General features: G+C 53.8%; 16 protein-coding genes and 3 pseudogenes. 3 read left to right on the top strand and 16 right to left on the bottom strand.

Going from position 1 to position 14,593, the window contains the following annotated elements:
* Window positions 1-65: 65 nt before the first annotated feature.
* From JCM16496_RS21545 to JCM16496_RS06910, 16 genes and pseudogenes are all read right to left on the bottom strand, one after another.
* Window positions 66-542: pseudogene (locus tag JCM16496_RS21545) on the bottom strand (glycoside hydrolase family protein); the annotation flags it as partial.
* Entirely contained in the window at window positions 539-1,000 is a 462-nt protein-coding gene (locus JCM16496_RS06975) for a DUF3872 domain-containing protein (protein ID WP_025830974.1), read from the bottom strand. The gene JCM16496_RS06975 and the pseudogene JCM16496_RS21545, both read right to left, overlap by 4 nt.
* 21 nt (window positions 1,001-1,021) lie before the next feature.
* Window positions 1,022-1,609: a conjugal transfer protein TraO gene (locus JCM16496_RS06970; RefSeq protein WP_005789969.1), complete on the bottom strand. Its 588-nt coding sequence runs from the start codon at window positions 1,607-1,609 to the stop codon at window positions 1,022-1,024.
* Window positions 1,606-2,520 carry a conjugative transposon protein TraN gene (gene traN, locus JCM16496_RS06965; RefSeq protein ID WP_025830975.1) on the bottom strand — a complete coding sequence of 305 codons (915 nt, stop codon included), beginning with the start codon at window positions 2,518-2,520 and terminating at the stop codon, window positions 1,606-1,608. The genes JCM16496_RS06970 and traN overlap by 4 nt, the downstream gene beginning before the upstream one ends.
* 49 nt (window positions 2,521-2,569) lie before the next feature.
* A complete protein-coding gene (gene traM / locus JCM16496_RS06960; protein WP_025017642.1) occupies window positions 2,570-3,877 on the bottom strand; it encodes a conjugative transposon protein TraM in 1,308 nt (435 codons plus the stop codon).
* On the bottom strand, window positions 3,828-4,127 hold the full coding sequence (locus JCM16496_RS21540) for a TraL conjugative transposon family protein (RefSeq protein ID WP_073314212.1): 300 nt from the start codon (window positions 4,125-4,127) through the stop codon (window positions 3,828-3,830). Before JCM16496_RS21540 ends, traM begins: the two co-directional genes overlap by 50 nt.
* Window positions 4,124-4,693 carry a conjugative transposon protein TraK gene (traK, locus tag JCM16496_RS06955; protein ID WP_244440274.1) on the bottom strand — a complete coding sequence of 190 codons (570 nt, stop codon included), beginning with the start codon at window positions 4,691-4,693 and terminating at the stop codon, window positions 4,124-4,126. Before traK ends, JCM16496_RS21540 begins: the two co-directional genes overlap by 4 nt.
* A 179-nt stretch (window positions 4,694-4,872) precedes the next feature.
* A complete protein-coding gene (gene traJ / locus JCM16496_RS06950; RefSeq protein ID WP_025017639.1) occupies window positions 4,873-5,886 on the bottom strand; it encodes a conjugative transposon protein TraJ in 1,014 nt (337 codons plus the stop codon).
* A gap of 2 nt (window positions 5,887-5,888) precedes the next feature.
* The gene (locus JCM16496_RS06945) at window positions 5,889-6,518 is read right to left on the bottom strand and encodes a DUF4141 domain-containing protein (protein ID WP_025017638.1); all 630 of its coding nucleotides are present in this window, start codon (window positions 6,516-6,518) and stop codon (window positions 5,889-5,891) included.
* Window positions 6,515-6,871, bottom strand: coding sequence for a DUF3876 domain-containing protein (locus JCM16496_RS06940; protein WP_005636939.1), 357 nt, complete (start codon window positions 6,869-6,871; stop codon window positions 6,515-6,517). Before JCM16496_RS06940 ends, JCM16496_RS06945 begins: the two co-directional genes overlap by 4 nt.
* Entirely contained in the window at window positions 6,868-9,402 is a 2,535-nt protein-coding gene (locus JCM16496_RS06935) for a TraG family conjugative transposon ATPase (RefSeq protein ID WP_025833201.1), read from the bottom strand. The genes JCM16496_RS06940 and JCM16496_RS06935 overlap by 4 nt, the downstream gene beginning before the upstream one ends.
* Window positions 9,399-9,725, bottom strand: a complete 327-nt coding sequence (locus JCM16496_RS06930) for a DUF4133 domain-containing protein (protein WP_005789987.1) — start codon at window positions 9,723-9,725, stop codon at window positions 9,399-9,401. The genes JCM16496_RS06935 and JCM16496_RS06930 overlap by 4 nt, the downstream gene beginning before the upstream one ends.
* A gap of 5 nt (window positions 9,726-9,730) precedes the next feature.
* A complete protein-coding gene (locus tag JCM16496_RS06925; RefSeq protein WP_025830977.1) occupies window positions 9,731-10,033 on the bottom strand; it encodes a DUF4134 domain-containing protein in 303 nt (100 codons plus the stop codon).
* 257 nt (window positions 10,034-10,290) lie between these two features.
* On the bottom strand, window positions 10,291-10,959 hold the full coding sequence (locus JCM16496_RS06920; protein WP_025830978.1) for a DUF4122 family protein: 669 nt from the start codon (window positions 10,957-10,959) through the stop codon (window positions 10,291-10,293).
* Window positions 10,947-11,396 (bottom strand): DUF3408 domain-containing protein, encoded by a 450-nt coding sequence (locus JCM16496_RS06915; protein ID WP_025830979.1) that lies wholly within the window; start codon window positions 11,394-11,396, stop codon window positions 10,947-10,949. The genes JCM16496_RS06920 and JCM16496_RS06915 overlap by 13 nt, the downstream gene beginning before the upstream one ends.
* An 8-nt stretch (window positions 11,397-11,404) precedes the next feature.
* Window positions 11,405-12,199, bottom strand: a complete 795-nt coding sequence (locus tag JCM16496_RS06910; RefSeq protein WP_005789995.1) for a ParA family protein — start codon at window positions 12,197-12,199, stop codon at window positions 11,405-11,407.
* A 166-nt stretch (window positions 12,200-12,365) separates the two neighbouring features.
* On the opposite strand from JCM16496_RS06910, the gene JCM16496_RS21535 reads away from it, so the two are divergent.
* The 3 genes and pseudogenes from JCM16496_RS21535 (at window position 12,366) to mobB (ending at window position 14,586) form a co-directional block, all read left to right on the top strand.
* Window positions 12,366-12,575, top strand: a complete 210-nt coding sequence (locus tag JCM16496_RS21535; RefSeq protein ID WP_073314208.1) for a hypothetical protein — start codon at window positions 12,366-12,368, stop codon at window positions 12,573-12,575.
* Between the two features lie 350 nt (window positions 12,576-12,925).
* Window positions 12,926-13,347, top strand: a pseudogene (gene mobA / locus JCM16496_RS06905) (conjugal transfer protein MobA).
* Window positions 13,332-14,586 (top strand): annotated as a pseudogene (gene mobB / locus JCM16496_RS06900) (conjugal transfer protein MobB). Before mobA ends, mobB begins: the two co-directional pseudogenes overlap by 16 nt.
* Window positions 14,587-14,593 lie beyond the last annotated feature (7 nt).

Raw genomic sequence — 14,593 nt, 5'->3', positions numbered from 1 at the left:
GCTAAGACTAAAGCCGTGAACGGCGATGGCAAGCGTCCGTTCACGGCTTTGCATAATTTCAATCTAGGTATATAGAACAGTTCAAACTCCTCTTTCCTTCTTCTCTCTATGCTTGGAATGACTTTTCCCCGATAACAGCGGAACGATATATATTCCCTGTAAATATCCCGATCGCCACTTTCCAGTTTTTGAATCAGTCTGCTTTTGGGTATCTTCCCGTCTCCAACCAGACGGTAACAGCCCACATTAAAGCCTAACAGACTTAAAAGAAGCGAGTCTTTTCCATATTTACGGAATACCTTCAGGCACCGTTCAAGGTCGCATCTCAAAAGCGAGTCCGCCTGTGCCTCGCTCAGGTTCTCGGTCAGCTTCTCATGGGGGAGCAGGCGGTGTCCGTAACCGATGTAAGGCATTTTCCCCCGGTGCCAGCCTTCCCACCGCTTGATGCAGGCTACTGCCTTATCCTTGTCAGACGGGGGATTTTCTGCCTTGCCATACAGAACAAGTGACAGAAAAATCATAATAACCGGTATTCTTTTCATGCGGCCTCCGTATTATTATTGTCTTCCTCCGCTTCCTTTCCATTGAAATCATACGTCAGCTGTTGCAAGTTTCCCCAGTTGTCCTCAAAATAGAGGTCAATGGTCTGCGCCTCCTTGTCGCTCTGCGAGGTATAGTAGAGCCGGAATTTCCATTCGTTCAACAGGTAACGGTCATTGGGCTTCAGTACCGTGCCGTCCTCCATCTTCAGACTGCCCTTTCCGTCAGGCTGGAAATACCTCAGTGTATAGACCGTTCCGGTAAAATTTCCAGACGGCTTGATTTCCAGACGGATTTCCACCGTCTCATCATCGGCTATCTCATCCGCCACCGGCATGGACTCCACCGTGAACGGGTATTCCTGCTGAATGTCCAGTTCATTGTCACAAGCGGCAAGACCAAGGAAGGAAACCGCCATGCAGCAGGCGGCCATCACCATATCAAGGATTCTTCTTTTCATGGGTATCTGTTCTTTTTAAGGTTAGAAAATGTATTTGATTCCGGCTCCATACTGGAAATGGCAGCGGCCGGATGCGCCACCCCACATGAAACGCTCACGCAGGCGTATCAGCAGGGCTATCCTGTCCGACAGGTATCCCTCCGCTTCCAGTGTCACCGCGCCTCCATAGATGAAGGACTCACACTTGCGCAAGGCGGCTCCGTCATCCAACAGGCGGTTTCCGTTGTTCACGGCCTCGTAGCCCAACAAGGCGGAAGCGCCGAGGTTCAGAAAGAAAGACTTGCCGGATGTGGAAAGGATTGTATGATAATAACCGCCTTCCCCTGTATACTGCGACAGTGGGACATACGTGTTCCGATAAGGGTTATTACGTTGTAGCATCTCACAGCCAAACACCCACTGGTTCCCCTTCTTTGTGTAAGTGGCAACAGCCAGCGAAAAGGCGTAGCCCGCATCATGGCGGTCTGCCCGGCTGTAAAAGCCGTCGGCCATTTCAGCGGTAAAGCGGACGGCTTTCATCCCCGGCAGCCGGCGCTGGGCTTCCGCCTGCCCCGTAAAGAGGGCAAGCAGGAGGATAATAAAGATGAAGTTTCTTTTCATGGCACTCATCTTACTTTCAGTTCATTGACAGTCCCGGCGCGTACCAGGTCTTCGTTCTCCACCTCAAACGACTGATGGCGGCCACCCTGTTTCTCGTACATCTCCACGACCAGCTTCTTGCCGTCGGGGATGGTGAACTTGGGCAGGGCGAACACCGTCCGCTCGTTCTTCTTCCCGTCCACACGGGTCACATAGTTGAAGGCACGCAGCGGATAGATGATCTGCTCCTGCATGGCGGTACGCTTCACGATTTTCTTGTCTACAATCTTGAAAGTTACGAAGTCCACATCGAAAGGCACGTGCGTGGCGTTCTTCACCTCGGTATGGAAATAGAGCAGCTCGCCATGTGCGTAAAGCCCCTTGAGCAGGTATTGAACCCCGAACCGCTTGCTGCCGATGTGCTTGACCTTGCGTTTGTCCTGCCTATACACGGATTTCATGATCAGCCGTACCAGACGGGGAGACTCCCCGGCGAGTTCCTGCAAGTAGATTTCCATCGCATTGTTCGGACGGTTAACCGACTCCCCGTCATGGATGAAGTCGCACATCTCCACGTTCAGCAGCAACGGCTCGTCGGCATACTTGACGTTGAATGTGTAAAAGTTGCCGTCCTCGGTTATCACGCTCATATTGGTTTCACTGCGGAAATGTTTCCGGGTCGCCTTCACACGGATGACGTTCTCCGCACCGTCTGCCTTGCCCGCTATCAGGTTGGGGGAACCCAAATCCACGTATCTTACGGGAGAGGGGAAAATTATATGTACGGTCTTGTCATACGTGATTTCCAGACCATGCGGGGGAATCATTTGGTTGAAGCCGATCTTGCGGCTCAATCCCTCGTAATAATCTCCGCTGCTTTGCTGCGCGTATGCAGCCACTGCGCCCATAATCAGGGCAAACATCATCAGAATCTTCTTCATGTGCGTTCTTGATTGGTTGGTGAATAAATGGTTGGTTTCTTTTCTCTTTTCATTTTTCGGGAGAGTGCAGCAACAGCCGGTGTCCGGCTTTCAGGGTGATTTTCACCGCACGCATTTTCTTTTCCACATATTGCGACACGCCCTGTATTACCCCCTTGCCCACGTCCGAGGCAATCTGCGCCCCGGCATCCGTCGAGATGTTGATGCTGCTCCCCATTGAGGTGCCCATACCCGCGGCTATCTCACGAGCTGCGTCATACTCCATCGAGTTCGGCACGAGGATTCCCTGCTGTCCGTCGGCATCATATACCTCCAGTTCCACAGGAAACAGCGTGCCTTTGTATTCCACCGTCTCTACAAGGATGTCCATCCGCTCCCCCTGGATGCGTGTACCGCCGGTCAATACCGTCCCTTGGGGAATGAGCCGGTCGTCCACCGCCATCGGCTCCAGCAACCGGATGCGTAACACCTGCCCGTCCGATACGGTCTGCGTACCATGTACACAGGCGGCGATGGTATTCCTGCCGGAAGGGAGTGTCCTGCCTATAGGGGTGTGGAAACCGGTATTCCTCTCTCCCGCAAATTCGGCGATGAAATCCTCATTGCCCATAGGTTGTGCAAGCGATGACACCACCTGATTCTGTACCTGTTTCACCGGGCGGACGGCTGTCCTGTCTTTCCGGGCGCTCCGGCCATTCACGGCAGCCGGGGCATCCGGCTGCTTCCCGTTGTACCGGGCGGCCAGCTCGTAAGACTTTTCCAGCAGTGCCATCTTTTCTTCCAGGGTCTGTCCTTCCGGCTGTCCTTCCGCCGTTCTCTTTTCTTTTTCCAGTTCCTCTATACGGCGGAGCAGATCGGCATCTTGTTGATTTTCATTCCGGGTATATACAGCACCTAGCGAGCGGTTCATATTCCGGTAGGCTTCCGCAGAGGAATGGACGGAGCCGGGGGATTTCCCCGTTTCCAGTTCCGGCGGAAGTTCCGTGTTGGCTTTTCCTGCGGTAAGGCCGGCAGTATCCTGACTGTCCTTGTTGAGCAGTTCGGACATCTCCTGGAAGGTTCCCCTGCGCCATTTTTCCTTTTTCGCCAGTGCTTCCTGCTCGTAGGCACTTACCTTGTCGCCCTCCATTTCCGAATCTTTCGGCGAGGGCATCTCCACGTTGAATCCCTTGCCCTTTTCCTTTTCCGCCTTCTCCTTTTCCGACGGGCTGAATACCAGCAGGAGGAATCCGGCGCACAGCAGGCAGAAGAACGGATAGACAATATACCTCGCGCGTCGGCGCTTCTCCTCGGGAGTCAGCGGCTTGTCACTCGACAGCCCCAGCCGTTCCCTGATTTTCTGAAAGTCCATTTTCATGTTTCTGGATGTTTGAATGAATGGTTGTTGTTTCCGGCCGTAACATGACGGGCCGGATATGCCCGGATTTCATGTCGCCCTTCCGTTCCCCCAAACGGGACACGGAAGAGACAACCGAGTACAGACAAGCTGCCGTGAACAGAAGCGAGACGACACTTGTCAAGACAATGCGCTGCTTTCCGGTCAGCCGGCGGCAGAACAGCCGGATACGGCTGTCCGCACGTTTTAAGACGGCAGGTTTCCTTCTCATCGTTCCACACTCCTTATATCCCTGTTCTCCAGTATGGTGAACTGCTCGATGATGAACCCGTTGGGATTGTCGTCCGAACGTCCCGTATTCTGGAGCGAACAGGAGGTGACAAGGCTCCGCTCGGTCACGTTGCTCTCACGGATGATCAGCTGCCGGGCATATGTATGCGCCTTGTAGGGATAGGCGGCAAAGTCGCACACCACGCTGTCCACGTGTACCACCTGGTTGATGTTGCCCGAAATCAGCCGGTTGTAATATCCCTTTTCGGCAAAGTCCACATAGTAGTGATAGGCGCTCTTGTCCGCCAGCTGCAGGGCACGGCCTATATTGTGCTCGATCGCGTCCTTCTGCGGGGAGAGCGAGAAGAACAGCTCGTGAAAGCGCCGGACGTGTTCCCGCGCCTCGGCGGGGCGGTTCTGTGAAAGATCCTGCGAGAGGGCGAGCATCAGCGACTTGCCCTTATCCAGCACATAGATCTTTTCCCGTTGCTTCTCGGCGAAACGGTACGAGCTCCACAACGCATAGCCGGTGACGAGCGCACAGCAGCCGGTAAAGACAGCCAGCATCAACCGGATACGCCTGAAGCTGCTCTCAATGTTGGTCAATGACTTGAATTCCATTTAGCGAATGATTGGTTTGAATGAATAAATAAATGTTTCCGGTATGACCGGGCGGCTCCTTCCGACAAGTCGCCCAACCCGGTAATCCAAGTTGCCCGACTCACGGAAACGGGTTGCCATAGAGCCTATTTGCCCCGCAGTCTTCCCCCGATATTCCCCAGTACGGCACCGCCCGCCCCGGCAGCGAAACCGCCCGCTTTCGTGGCCGTGCGGTTCAGGTTACGGCTGAAGTTTCCGGCTCCGCCCGCCTGTACGATCCAGCCCGCTACCGTCGGGACGGTGAAGTACCCGATAATCCCTATCAGCATGAATATGATATAGACGCTATTTGAGTTGTCTATCGAGTAGTCGGGGTTGTTCTGTAATTCCAGAATGTCATTTTGGAGCATCAGCACCTGGAGCTTGGCGAGCAGGGTGCTGAACAGGTCGCTGACCGGAAGCCAGAGATAAACGGATATGTACCTCGTAAACCACTGCCCGAGCGTGGACTGGAAACCGTCCCATACGCTGAAGGCGAACGCCACCGGTCCCAGTATGGAGAGCACGACAAGGAAAAAGGTCCTCACGGTGTCTATCAGCAGCGATGCCGCCGCGAATATCAGTTCCAGCAGGCTGCGGAAGGCGTCACGGATTTTCTTCTCCAGATTGTACATCCCCACCTCCACGTACATGCCCAGGCGGGAGGCGGTGTCCACCGTTGACCAGCCCAGCTCGTCCAGCTGACGGTCGAATTCCTCGTCGCTCACCAGGTAGGCGGTTTCGGGATTGCGCAACATGGCCTCCCTTTCCAGTTCCTCCTTCTGCGCCCTGTACTGTTCCATATCCAGCGTCTGCCCCTCAAGCATCTTGTGCGCACCCTGTACTATCGGGCTGAGCACGGTGTTCAGCGTGCCGAGCACCAGCGTGGGGAAAAGCAGGATGCAGATGCCGATGGCGAAGGGACGCAGCAGGGGATAGACATCTATCGGTTCGGCACGGGCCATCGACTGCCACACGCGGACGGCGACATAGAACAGGGCACCCAGCCCGGCAAGTCCCTTTCCCACGTCCATCATGTCCTTGCAGAGGGGCAGCATATCGTCATACAGGGTCGCCAGTATGGTATGCAGGTTGGCAAAATCTATCGACAACGGCATCATGGCTACCAGTATTTGGAGGTTTCATTCCCGTAAAGCCGCATCACCCGGTCCAGGTCGTTCTTCTTTCTGGCACGGAGATAGCTCACGGCGATGTTCTTGTTCGTGTAGTAGCTTACCAGGTTGCGGTAGCGGCGCATCTCATAGTAGCAGTGGTCCACCACGTCCATGCGGTCCTTGTCGGTCATGGAGAGCGTGCTCACGTTGATGACCTGCCTGAGATCCTGCAGCACGCCGTTGCTCTCCTCCAGCAGGCGGGTGTAGCCGAAGGCGATGGCGTCCAGCTCGCGGGGCGAGAAGTTCCCGTCGTTCATCATCTTGCCGAAGTTCGTTACATAGATGTCGGACACGTCGCCCACCATCAGGATGATGTCACGCACCTTGCGGGCGTCCTGTATCAGGTCGTTCACCGCCTTTAACTGGTCGTAATACTTCTTGGCCTGCTCGTAAATCTTCACCGTCTCCGCAAAGCTGTCGGCCGTATTGACCGCCGTTTTCGAGGTATGGGCGATGTTGTCAGACATGTTGATGATGCTTTGGGCAAGGTTGCCGGGATCGGTCACCACCCACTGGGCATTGGCGCCGGTGCCGCACAGGGCGAGTACCGTTCCGATCAGGAGTGACTTCGCTTTCATGGGCGTTCCTCCTTCCGCACATAGTCACCGTTCGGGGAGAAGGTCAGCACGTCGGCGGCCTCGTTGTAGGAGATGTCGATGCGGTGCCCCGTGTTGATGAACAGGTTCCCGTTCTCCTCAACCAGCAGGTAGGTCTGAGGCCTGAGACGGCGCATCTTTCCGCTGCGGGCGAACACCGTCACCTTGTAGGCTTCCCCTTCCTTATATACCAGCACGTCCGGCTTGCCTTCCACGCTGCTCCACGAGCCGCAGAGCTTGTCACGGTCGGTGCCGCTCTCCGAGCAGCCTTGCAATACCATGGCGGCCATACCGATCAGGCACACCGCCAGTCTCATAAGGGATTTGTTTCTCATTGTTCTCTTTTTGGGGTTGATACTTGTCTTTGTTCCTCTCGTTTTCTCTCTGCCATCCGGCGGATGGCAAGTTCCAGGTTGCCGTCCAGCACCTCGGCAAGCCGTTGCACTTCCAGCTTCTCGGACTCTTCCGTCGTGAACGTGAAATACTCTTCCGCACTCACTTCCGTAGCATAGACCGCCGAACGGGTGCCACCAAGCCCTATCCAGACTTCACGGTAAAAACGTCCGGGATGGTTCGCCTGGTTGATGGAGAGTATCTGGCTTTTCTCTTTCTCCGTCAGGCCGAGCAGCCGCTGGATATGCTCGAACTTGTTCATATATTTCCGCTGGTCCAGAAGAATCTTGCAGTCGGAGTTGTTGATGATGGCCTCCTTCACAATCGGGGAGCTGATGATGTCGTCCACCTCCTGGGTCACCACTACGGCCTCACCGAAATATTTACGGACGGTCTTGAACAAATATTGGATATAGCCGCTCATGTTGGCGGACATAAGGGCTTTCCAACATTCCTCTATCAATATTACCTTGCGGATTCCTTTCAGACGGCGCATCTTGGCGATGAAGGTCTCCATGATGATCAGCGTCACCACAGGCAGCAACACCTTGTTGCCGCTGATGTTGTCCAGCTCGAACACGATGAACCGCCTGTTTGTCAGGTCCAGTTCCTTGTCGGAGTTCAGCAGGAAGTCGTAGTCGCCCCCCTTATAGAAAGGCTCCAGCACGTTCAGGAAGCCGTCGATGTCGAAATCCTTCTCGCGTACCTTCTTTTCCGCTATCATCCGGCGGTAGTCACCGTCAACGAACTCGTAGAAGCCGTTGAAGTCCGGCCTTGCCTCCCGATTCCCGGTAATTTTACGGATATAGGCGTTCACCGCTCCCGAGAGCGCCACCTCTTCCGAACGTTTCGGTGCCTCGTCCTCCCGTTTCCACAAGGTCAGTATCAGAGTCTTGATGCTCTCGCGCTTTTCCACATCGAACTGTCCGGAATCGGTGTAGAACGGGTTGAAGGATATCGGATTGTCCTCCTCATACGTGATGTAGATGCCATCCCCGCCACGTGTGCGCTCGTGGATCATCCGGCACAATCCCTGATAGCTGTTGCCCGTGTCCACCAGCAGGATATGCGCTCCCTGCTCGTAATAGTTACGCACCAGATGGTTGGTGAAAAAGGACTTGCCGCTGCCGCTTGGTCCCAGGATAAATTTATTGCGATTGGTGATGATGCCGCGCTTCATCGGAAGGTCGGAAATGTCCACGTGCACCGGAATGCCGTTCTGCCGGTCCGCCATGCGGATGCCGAACGGACTGGGCGAACTTCTGTAATTGGTCTCCCCGGCAAAGAGGCAGACCGCCTGCTCCAGGAACGTGTAGAATGACTCTTCGGCAGGAAAGTCGCCCGCATTGCCCGGAATACCCGCCCAGTAAAGCACCGGGGTGTCGACGGTGTTGTACCGGGGAGTGCATTCCATCATGGCAAGCTGGCTGCCCGTGTCGTTCCTGATACGGCGGAACTCCTCCGCATCCTCCGCCCAGGCAATGACATTGCAGTGGCATCTGACGGGAAGCACTCCCTTGGTATGCGCCTCGTCCAGATACATCTCCGTCCATTCCTGGTTCACGGCATTGCTCCGGCTGTACCGTGACAGAGAGAGCATGTTGCGCGAGTTCTTCTCCATCATCTGCAGGATTTCCTGCGCGTTGTCGATGAACACGTACTGCGAGTAGATGTGGTTGCAGGAGAGTAGCAGCCCCACGGGTGCGGCGAAGGAAAGACGGCAGTCACTCCTGTCGGTGGACATACGCTCGTAGCGCATGTCGGTGGAGAGCTTGCCCGGCAGGTCTTCCGTATCCGAAAGTGTGTGCAGGCAGAGCCGCTTGTCCCCGATACGCATCCGTCCGGGCTTGAGGCAGATGTCCTGCAGCACGGCGGTTTCGTCCTCCATCGAGAGGGAGAGGTATTTCTCCACCAGCCCGGGACGTTCCTTCGTGCCGGTAATCTCCTCCGTTTCCAGGCGGCGCAGCCGGATATGGCCGGAGTCGTTCACGATATGCTCGAACTGCTCCACCGCTTCCAGGAAACGGGCCGCCATGTCCTTGTCGGTAATCTCCCTGGGCAGCAGGAATCCCCGGCAGAGGGTGCTGAAGTCGCTTTGCCGGCGGTTGCGCTCACGGGTGGTCTTTGTCAGATACAGGAAACAGCGGTGGTTCAGGTACGGCCTTTCGTTGAAGTGCCGCTCATAGCTGCGCGAGAGGAAGCTCTGTTCCTCCCCGCCGTTTTGGGGACGGTAGCTCTCCTTGGTGAACCAGTCCTGCTTGCAGACGATGCTGTGTTCGGGCAGTACCCTGGCGGCTTTTATCCAGGTGGAGTGCATGGCCTCATACTCTTCCGCCGTCACCGTGTACAGCTCGGGAAGCTCCACCTCGAAGGCCACGGTCAGGTCGGCATCCTTGCTCACGATGCAGCCGTTCTCCACCGAGAGCAGGGGGAACTTGCGTTCCAGCGTTTCCGCTTTCAATACATTTCTCATGATTGTCGTTTTTTTCTTTTTGCAAATAATCTGAAAACTCTCTTGCGGTGGATCAGGTAGCGCGGATGGCGTTTCTCCGCCAGCAGCTTCATAAGACCGTGTTCGCCGTAGCGGGCGTTCAGCCGGAACACCGCCCATGCCAGCAGACCGCCGGATACGGTCCCGAAAGGGATGCATATCCATTGGTCCACGCCTGCCAGGTAGAGGATGACCACCGCCAGAAGCACCGTCACCATACCGCCCGCAAAGACGAACAGGTATTGTGACTTGAGCCCCTTGAACTCGACGGGATTGCCCGCCCCCTTATTTACAGGATACTCCATACCGCTTAGAGGAAGAAGGAACGCAGGATGGTGGCGGCTACAATCAGAAAGATGCAGGCAAAGAACCAGCTGGCGGCGGTTTTCGAGGTGTCGGGATCACCGCTGGAGAACTTGCCGTAGGTCTTGATGCCGCCCACCAGGCCGAGCACCGCACCGATGGCATAGCACAGTTTGGTGGCGGGATCGAAATACGAGGTCATGAGGCTGGTCGCCTCGTTGATACCGGCAAGGCCCTGGCCTTGGCCCTGCGCGAAAGCACTGGCGGCAATCGCCGCGCACATCACTGAAAAAAGGATTCTTTTCTTCATTGTCGAATCGTTTGGGTAAGACATAAATTTGAATTCGACGGCGAAGATAAAAGGGAATAATACGCTGTGATTCAGAGGTGTCATCATATGTCACCAGATGTCATCAAATGTCATCCATCGTACGGCTTTATGTAAAGTGAATGGAGAAGGATATGGGCGGCAAAGCCGGTCAAATTCAGGATACCCCCGTTGCACATGATAAAAAAATCCCGTACACTTCAACGCGTACAGGATTTTCCGGACATGATATTGCCTTTTCAGACCAGCTTCCTCCAGTCTGCGACAGGTTTGGAAACGTTCCTCTCTTTTTTTAAAGGCAGAGCATTCCCTTCCTCATCCACATACTTTTCCATCAGCTCCTCTATCAGTTTCTTGTTCTCCATCTGGGAGGAGAACAACTCGAACATGTCCGTTTCCTGGATGGCACGCAGTGTCATGGCGGCCCGGTATGATTTGTTCTCATCTGAACCGGCACCATCCAAATTGAACAGCACGTCACCTACATTGAGCAAGTCGGCGGGAGTAACTGCCGGAACAATGGCTTCCGTCTCGGGAGAACGGCTGTCCAGTTTTTCCTGTTCGTCTTTCAGCATTCTCATCTCCTCCAAAGGCAGTTTGCATTCCACTTCATCTTCCGGAATATCCTCATCCTTGCCGATAAGGTCGCTTCCCATTTCCAATTGCTGGCTCATGTAAGGGGCAACGGTCTTTCCTGCATTCTCATCCAGATAGACAAAACGAGTGGCACCCATCACATCTGCCGCATTTTCCGGATTCCGGTGGTGGTCCTTCTCCATTTCCGGTTTCTTACGGGGAGTATAAAGCAGGTCACATATCTTACCTATTCTCTTCTTCTGCTCCCATACCTTATATAATAGATAAGCGGTACAGCCGAGCCGTATCGATAAATAAACTATTTCTTCCATTCTATCGGTTTTTGTGTAGCTTCCTGGTTATATATCTCGTTGATGATGTCCTGATACCTTTCCAGATGGTCTGACAGGACACTGTTTAAAAACATCGGGACGGACATATCCGGAGCAATGACCGGCAATACTTTGGCAACAGTCCTGTATAATGTATCGTTAACATAGGTCTGCCTTCTTGTACCCGCCAGCTTTGCTTCCAGAAAACGTAGCCGGTATTCATTGGTACCGGTTACTTCATCCGGAAATTTCCTCGTTTGCTTTTTAGAAGGACTGACAGAAGCCTTTTTATCTTGCGTCTCCCGGAAAGGGACGGCCTCTTTTTCCAAAGCCCCAGCCGGTGGAACTGTTTCCTCCAATGCCGTGACATCCCCTGCCATCATGCGCTTCAAGGCATCCTCGTCCACCCGGTAATCCATTCTTCTCTTGGTAGTCATAATATTATCTATTTAAGTTTCAGTATGGTTTCCATCTCCGATACTAGCAAGTCCAGGTTGCTGCCTTTCAGTGCGGAGGAAGATGGAGGGAACAAGGTGCTGCGGAACAGAGGCCCCTTCATCCCGGAATCTTTGTTGTAGCGTTCCGCACTGGGAATGACGGTCTCCAGCACCGGTAGTTTCAGAGAGCGGAAAATTTCGGTATAGCCGTTATACAGGCCTTTGGACACCCGTTTGTCCATCCGGTTCCAGAACATATGGATGCCACGCAAGGGTACGTCCGCATGCCGGTGCATGTATTCCCTGATGGCAAGGACAAAAGACATGCTGCTCCGCATTACCATCCTTTCCTGTGTAATCGGAGTGAATACATAGTCCATATTGATCACGGATTGGAAGACACCGGGCACATTCACGGTACCGGGGAGGTCAAAAAGGACAAGGTCATAATCCAGCTCCGACTTTTCGAGAAAGAGGCCGGCCGTCTCCCTGGCTTCCTCCGGGGTGGAGTTCAGGATGCTGTAGGCTTTCCTGCCGCTTGTTCCGAACTGTTCCACCAGCAAGTTTTGCAGATGCACGTTCTTTTCAATGTTCCCCACTTCCCAGTCCCGCATGGCACTGATGCTGTGCTGTGGATAATCACAATCCACCACAAGTACGTTATATCCGTTCAGGTAATGGAAATAACTGGCGAGCAACACGGTGAACGTGGATTTTCCCACACCGCCTTTCTGGTTGCTCAAAGCGACAAATAAAGGTTCTCTCTTCATAGGCTTGAATTTAGAGTGTATAACTTGTTTCATATCTGTCTGGATTTTTTCGTTTCATCACACGGCAATGCATCCGTTGGTATATGGCAATGACACATTGCTTGCCTGTTTGCATGAATACATTGCATACCATATTGCATCAGTGTAATGCCGGTTGCCGGAGGGTGTTGCCGTATAAGGTGCATTGCATTCATGTAATATGGAGCTCAATGTACCCCATACTGCATTGCACGGATGCAATGTGTTCCGTCATGCAGGACTGCCATGCGGCATATATGGCATTGCGCATACATGGATGATACCGCATTCGCGTCATGCACCACCTGTGGCAGGCAAGCAATACATCTTACAGGACAATGTTCCAATGTATGCCCTCATGCACTGTGCCAAAAGTAGCGGCTATTCTTGAAACTTCCGCCAACATTTCCCCTACCTGACATCAGATGTCGTCAGATGTCATCAAATGTCATATCAAACGCTGTTTACCAATCGGTTATCACTGTCTAATTTTGCAAAATCGGAATCAGACAATGGAAAGGAACTGACTTCGCCGGACCACAGCACACCGTGAACGTCGCGCGGCAATCCGACCATAGGAGGATTCTCTGTTCAAGCGAACAGAGCAAGTTGTGTCCTTGTCCGACAAAAAGTCTTTTGTCCGACAAGAACCAACTTGCCCGCCCAGAGGGGCGGGGGAATCCGCTCCAAAGTCGCGGATTCCGGAAGAGAAAAAAAGTACAAACCAAAAATCTCATGTGTATGGAGAGAACAACAGGGACAAGGACGGGCAGAAAGCCCAAAAGTGATCCGGCGGACCGCAAGTACAGTTTCCGCCTGAACGCCGAGGAGAACACAAGATTTGAAAAGTTGCTGGCGGATTCGGGAGTCGGCAACCTCACGCTGTTCATCAAGAAATCCATCTTCTCGGGACAGATAAAGGTCGTGAAAATAGACAAGGCGACGATGGACTATTACATCAGGCTGACAGAATTCCACAAACAGTTCCAGGCTGTCGGCAATAACTACAACCAGGTGTACGTGCCTTGAAGAACAATTTCGGGGAGAAACGGGCGAGGGCATTGCTCTATAAACTGGAAAGGTTGAGCCTCGAGCTGATGCTCGTCTGTAAAAAGGTCATGGCGCTAACCCAGGAATACGAGCGGAAATGGTTGCAAAAATAAGTCATGGCATGAGTCTTTACGGGGTGCTTGCCTATAACTACGACAAGGTAGCGGCTGGTACGGCTGAGATCCTTTCCGGCAGCCGTATGATCTCCGACCGGCTGGGGTTGCCGAGCGGGGACATACGCATGGCATTGCTCTCTTTCGAGAACTACCTGCTGGCAAACCGCAACACGGAGAAGCCCGTCCTGCACATCTCCCTCTCACCGGCACCGGAAGACCAGCTGACTGACGGGCGGCTGGCAGAACTGGCGGAGCGTTATATGCGGAAGATGGGGTATGGGAACCAGCCTTACATCACCTACAAACATGCCGATACACACAATACCCACATCCATATCGTCAGTGTATGTGTGGATGAACAGGGGAAAAAGATCAGCGATGCCTACGAGCACCGGCGTTCCATGACCGCCTGCCGGGAACTGGAAGCGGATTTCGGCCTGCGGAACGGAGCGGATGTGGAAAGGCGGAATCCGAAAGCGGAACTAAGGAAGGTGGACGCTCCTTGGGAGATGTCCGCCATCAGGTAGGCAATACCCTTAAGGCCGTGCTGGAAAGCTACCGTTTCCAGACCTTCGGGGAATATAGCGCGCTACTGTCCACGCTCAACATCGAGGCGAAACAGGTCAGGGGAGAATACAATGGTGTATCATACACCGGCATTGTCTATTCGGCCACGGATGATACCGGCAGGGTGGTCAGTCCGCCGTTCAAGAGTTCCCGATTTGGGAAACGCTTCGGAAATGAACAGTTGGAAAAGCGGATGCTGATGAACCTGAAAGCCTCAAGGAAGGGAAACGGGCACCGTCCATACAGGGGGACATCGCCCGTGCCTTGCGGCTGGCGGATTCACGGAAACGGTTTGTGGAACTGCTCGGGCAAAACCGTATCGATGTGGTCTTCCGTGAGAATGAGCGGGGACGTATCTACGGTGTCACCTTCATTGACCACAACCGCCGGGAGGTGTTCAACGGCTCACGCATGGGCAAGGAGTTTTCCGCAAATGCGTTCAACGACTATTTCAAATGGTTGGAGGGCATATCCGCAAATGAACGGGACGGACATACCGCCGCGGAGCTCTGGCGGCATCATCGTTACAAGGACGGACAGGAAAGTGCGCTCGAACTGGCAGCGGGTATCCTTTCCATGGAAACCAATCTGCGGGATTACGAGGAGGAGGCTTTCGCACGCCGCATGAAGAAAAAGAAGAAAGCCGGGCGTAAGTCACGTGGCATTTAGACAAAAC

Source organism: Bacteroides rodentium JCM 16496, assembly GCF_000614125.1.
Taxonomy (GTDB): domain Bacteria; phylum Bacteroidota; class Bacteroidia; order Bacteroidales; family Bacteroidaceae; genus Bacteroides; species Bacteroides rodentium.
The sequence above is the reverse complement of the archived record's forward strand: the minus strand, read 5'-3'. Positions and strand labels throughout refer to the sequence as shown.

Excerpts from the sequence above, each read along its gene's own strand:
- JCM16496_RS06975 (WP_025830974.1), bottom strand. The coding sequence starts at position 1,000 with ATGAAAAGAAGAATCCTTGATATGGTGATGGCCGCCTGCTGCATGGCG.
- JCM16496_RS06970 (WP_005789969.1), bottom strand. The coding sequence starts at position 1,609 with ATGAGTGCCATGAAAAGAAACTTCATCTTTATTATCCTCCTGCTTGCC.
- traN (WP_025830975.1), bottom strand. The coding sequence starts at position 2,520 with ATGAAGAAGATTCTGATGATGTTTGCCCTGATTATGGGCGCAGTGGCT.
- traM (WP_025017642.1), bottom strand. The coding sequence starts at position 3,877 with ATGAAAATGGACTTTCAGAAAATCAGGGAACGGCTGGGGCTGTCGAGT.
- JCM16496_RS21540 (WP_073314212.1), bottom strand. The coding sequence starts at position 4,127 with ATGAGAAGGAAACCTGCCGTCTTAAAACGTGCGGACAGCCGTATCCGG.
- traK (WP_244440274.1), bottom strand. The coding sequence starts at position 4,693 with ATGCTGGCTGTCTTTACCGGCTGCTGTGCGCTCGTCACCGGCTATGCG.
- traJ (WP_025017639.1), bottom strand. The coding sequence starts at position 5,886 with ATGATGCCGTTGTCGATAGATTTTGCCAACCTGCATACCATACTGGCG.
- JCM16496_RS06945 (WP_025017638.1), bottom strand. The coding sequence starts at position 6,518 with ATGAAAGCGAAGTCACTCCTGATCGGAACGGTACTCGCCCTGTGCGGC.
- JCM16496_RS06940 (WP_005636939.1), bottom strand. The coding sequence starts at position 6,871 with ATGAGAAACAAATCCCTTATGAGACTGGCGGTGTGCCTGATCGGTATG.
- JCM16496_RS06935 (WP_025833201.1), bottom strand. The coding sequence starts at position 9,402 with ATGAGAAATGTATTGAAAGCGGAAACGCTGGAACGCAAGTTCCCCCTG.
- JCM16496_RS06930 (WP_005789987.1), bottom strand. The coding sequence starts at position 9,725 with ATGGAGTATCCTGTAAATAAGGGGGCGGGCAATCCCGTCGAGTTCAAG.
- JCM16496_RS06925 (WP_025830977.1), bottom strand. The coding sequence starts at position 10,033 with ATGAAGAAAAGAATCCTTTTTTCAGTGATGTGCGCGGCGATTGCCGCC.
- JCM16496_RS06920 (WP_025830978.1), bottom strand. The coding sequence starts at position 10,959 with ATGGAAGAAATAGTTTATTTATCGATACGGCTCGGCTGTACCGCTTAT.
- JCM16496_RS06915 (WP_025830979.1), bottom strand. The coding sequence starts at position 11,396 with ATGACTACCAAGAGAAGAATGGATTACCGGGTGGACGAGGATGCCTTG.
- JCM16496_RS06910 (WP_005789995.1), bottom strand. The coding sequence starts at position 12,199 with ATGAAACAAGTTATACACTCTAAATTCAAGCCTATGAAGAGAGAACCT.
- JCM16496_RS21535 (WP_073314208.1), top strand. The coding sequence starts at position 12,366 with ATGGAGCTCAATGTACCCCATACTGCATTGCACGGATGCAATGTGTTC.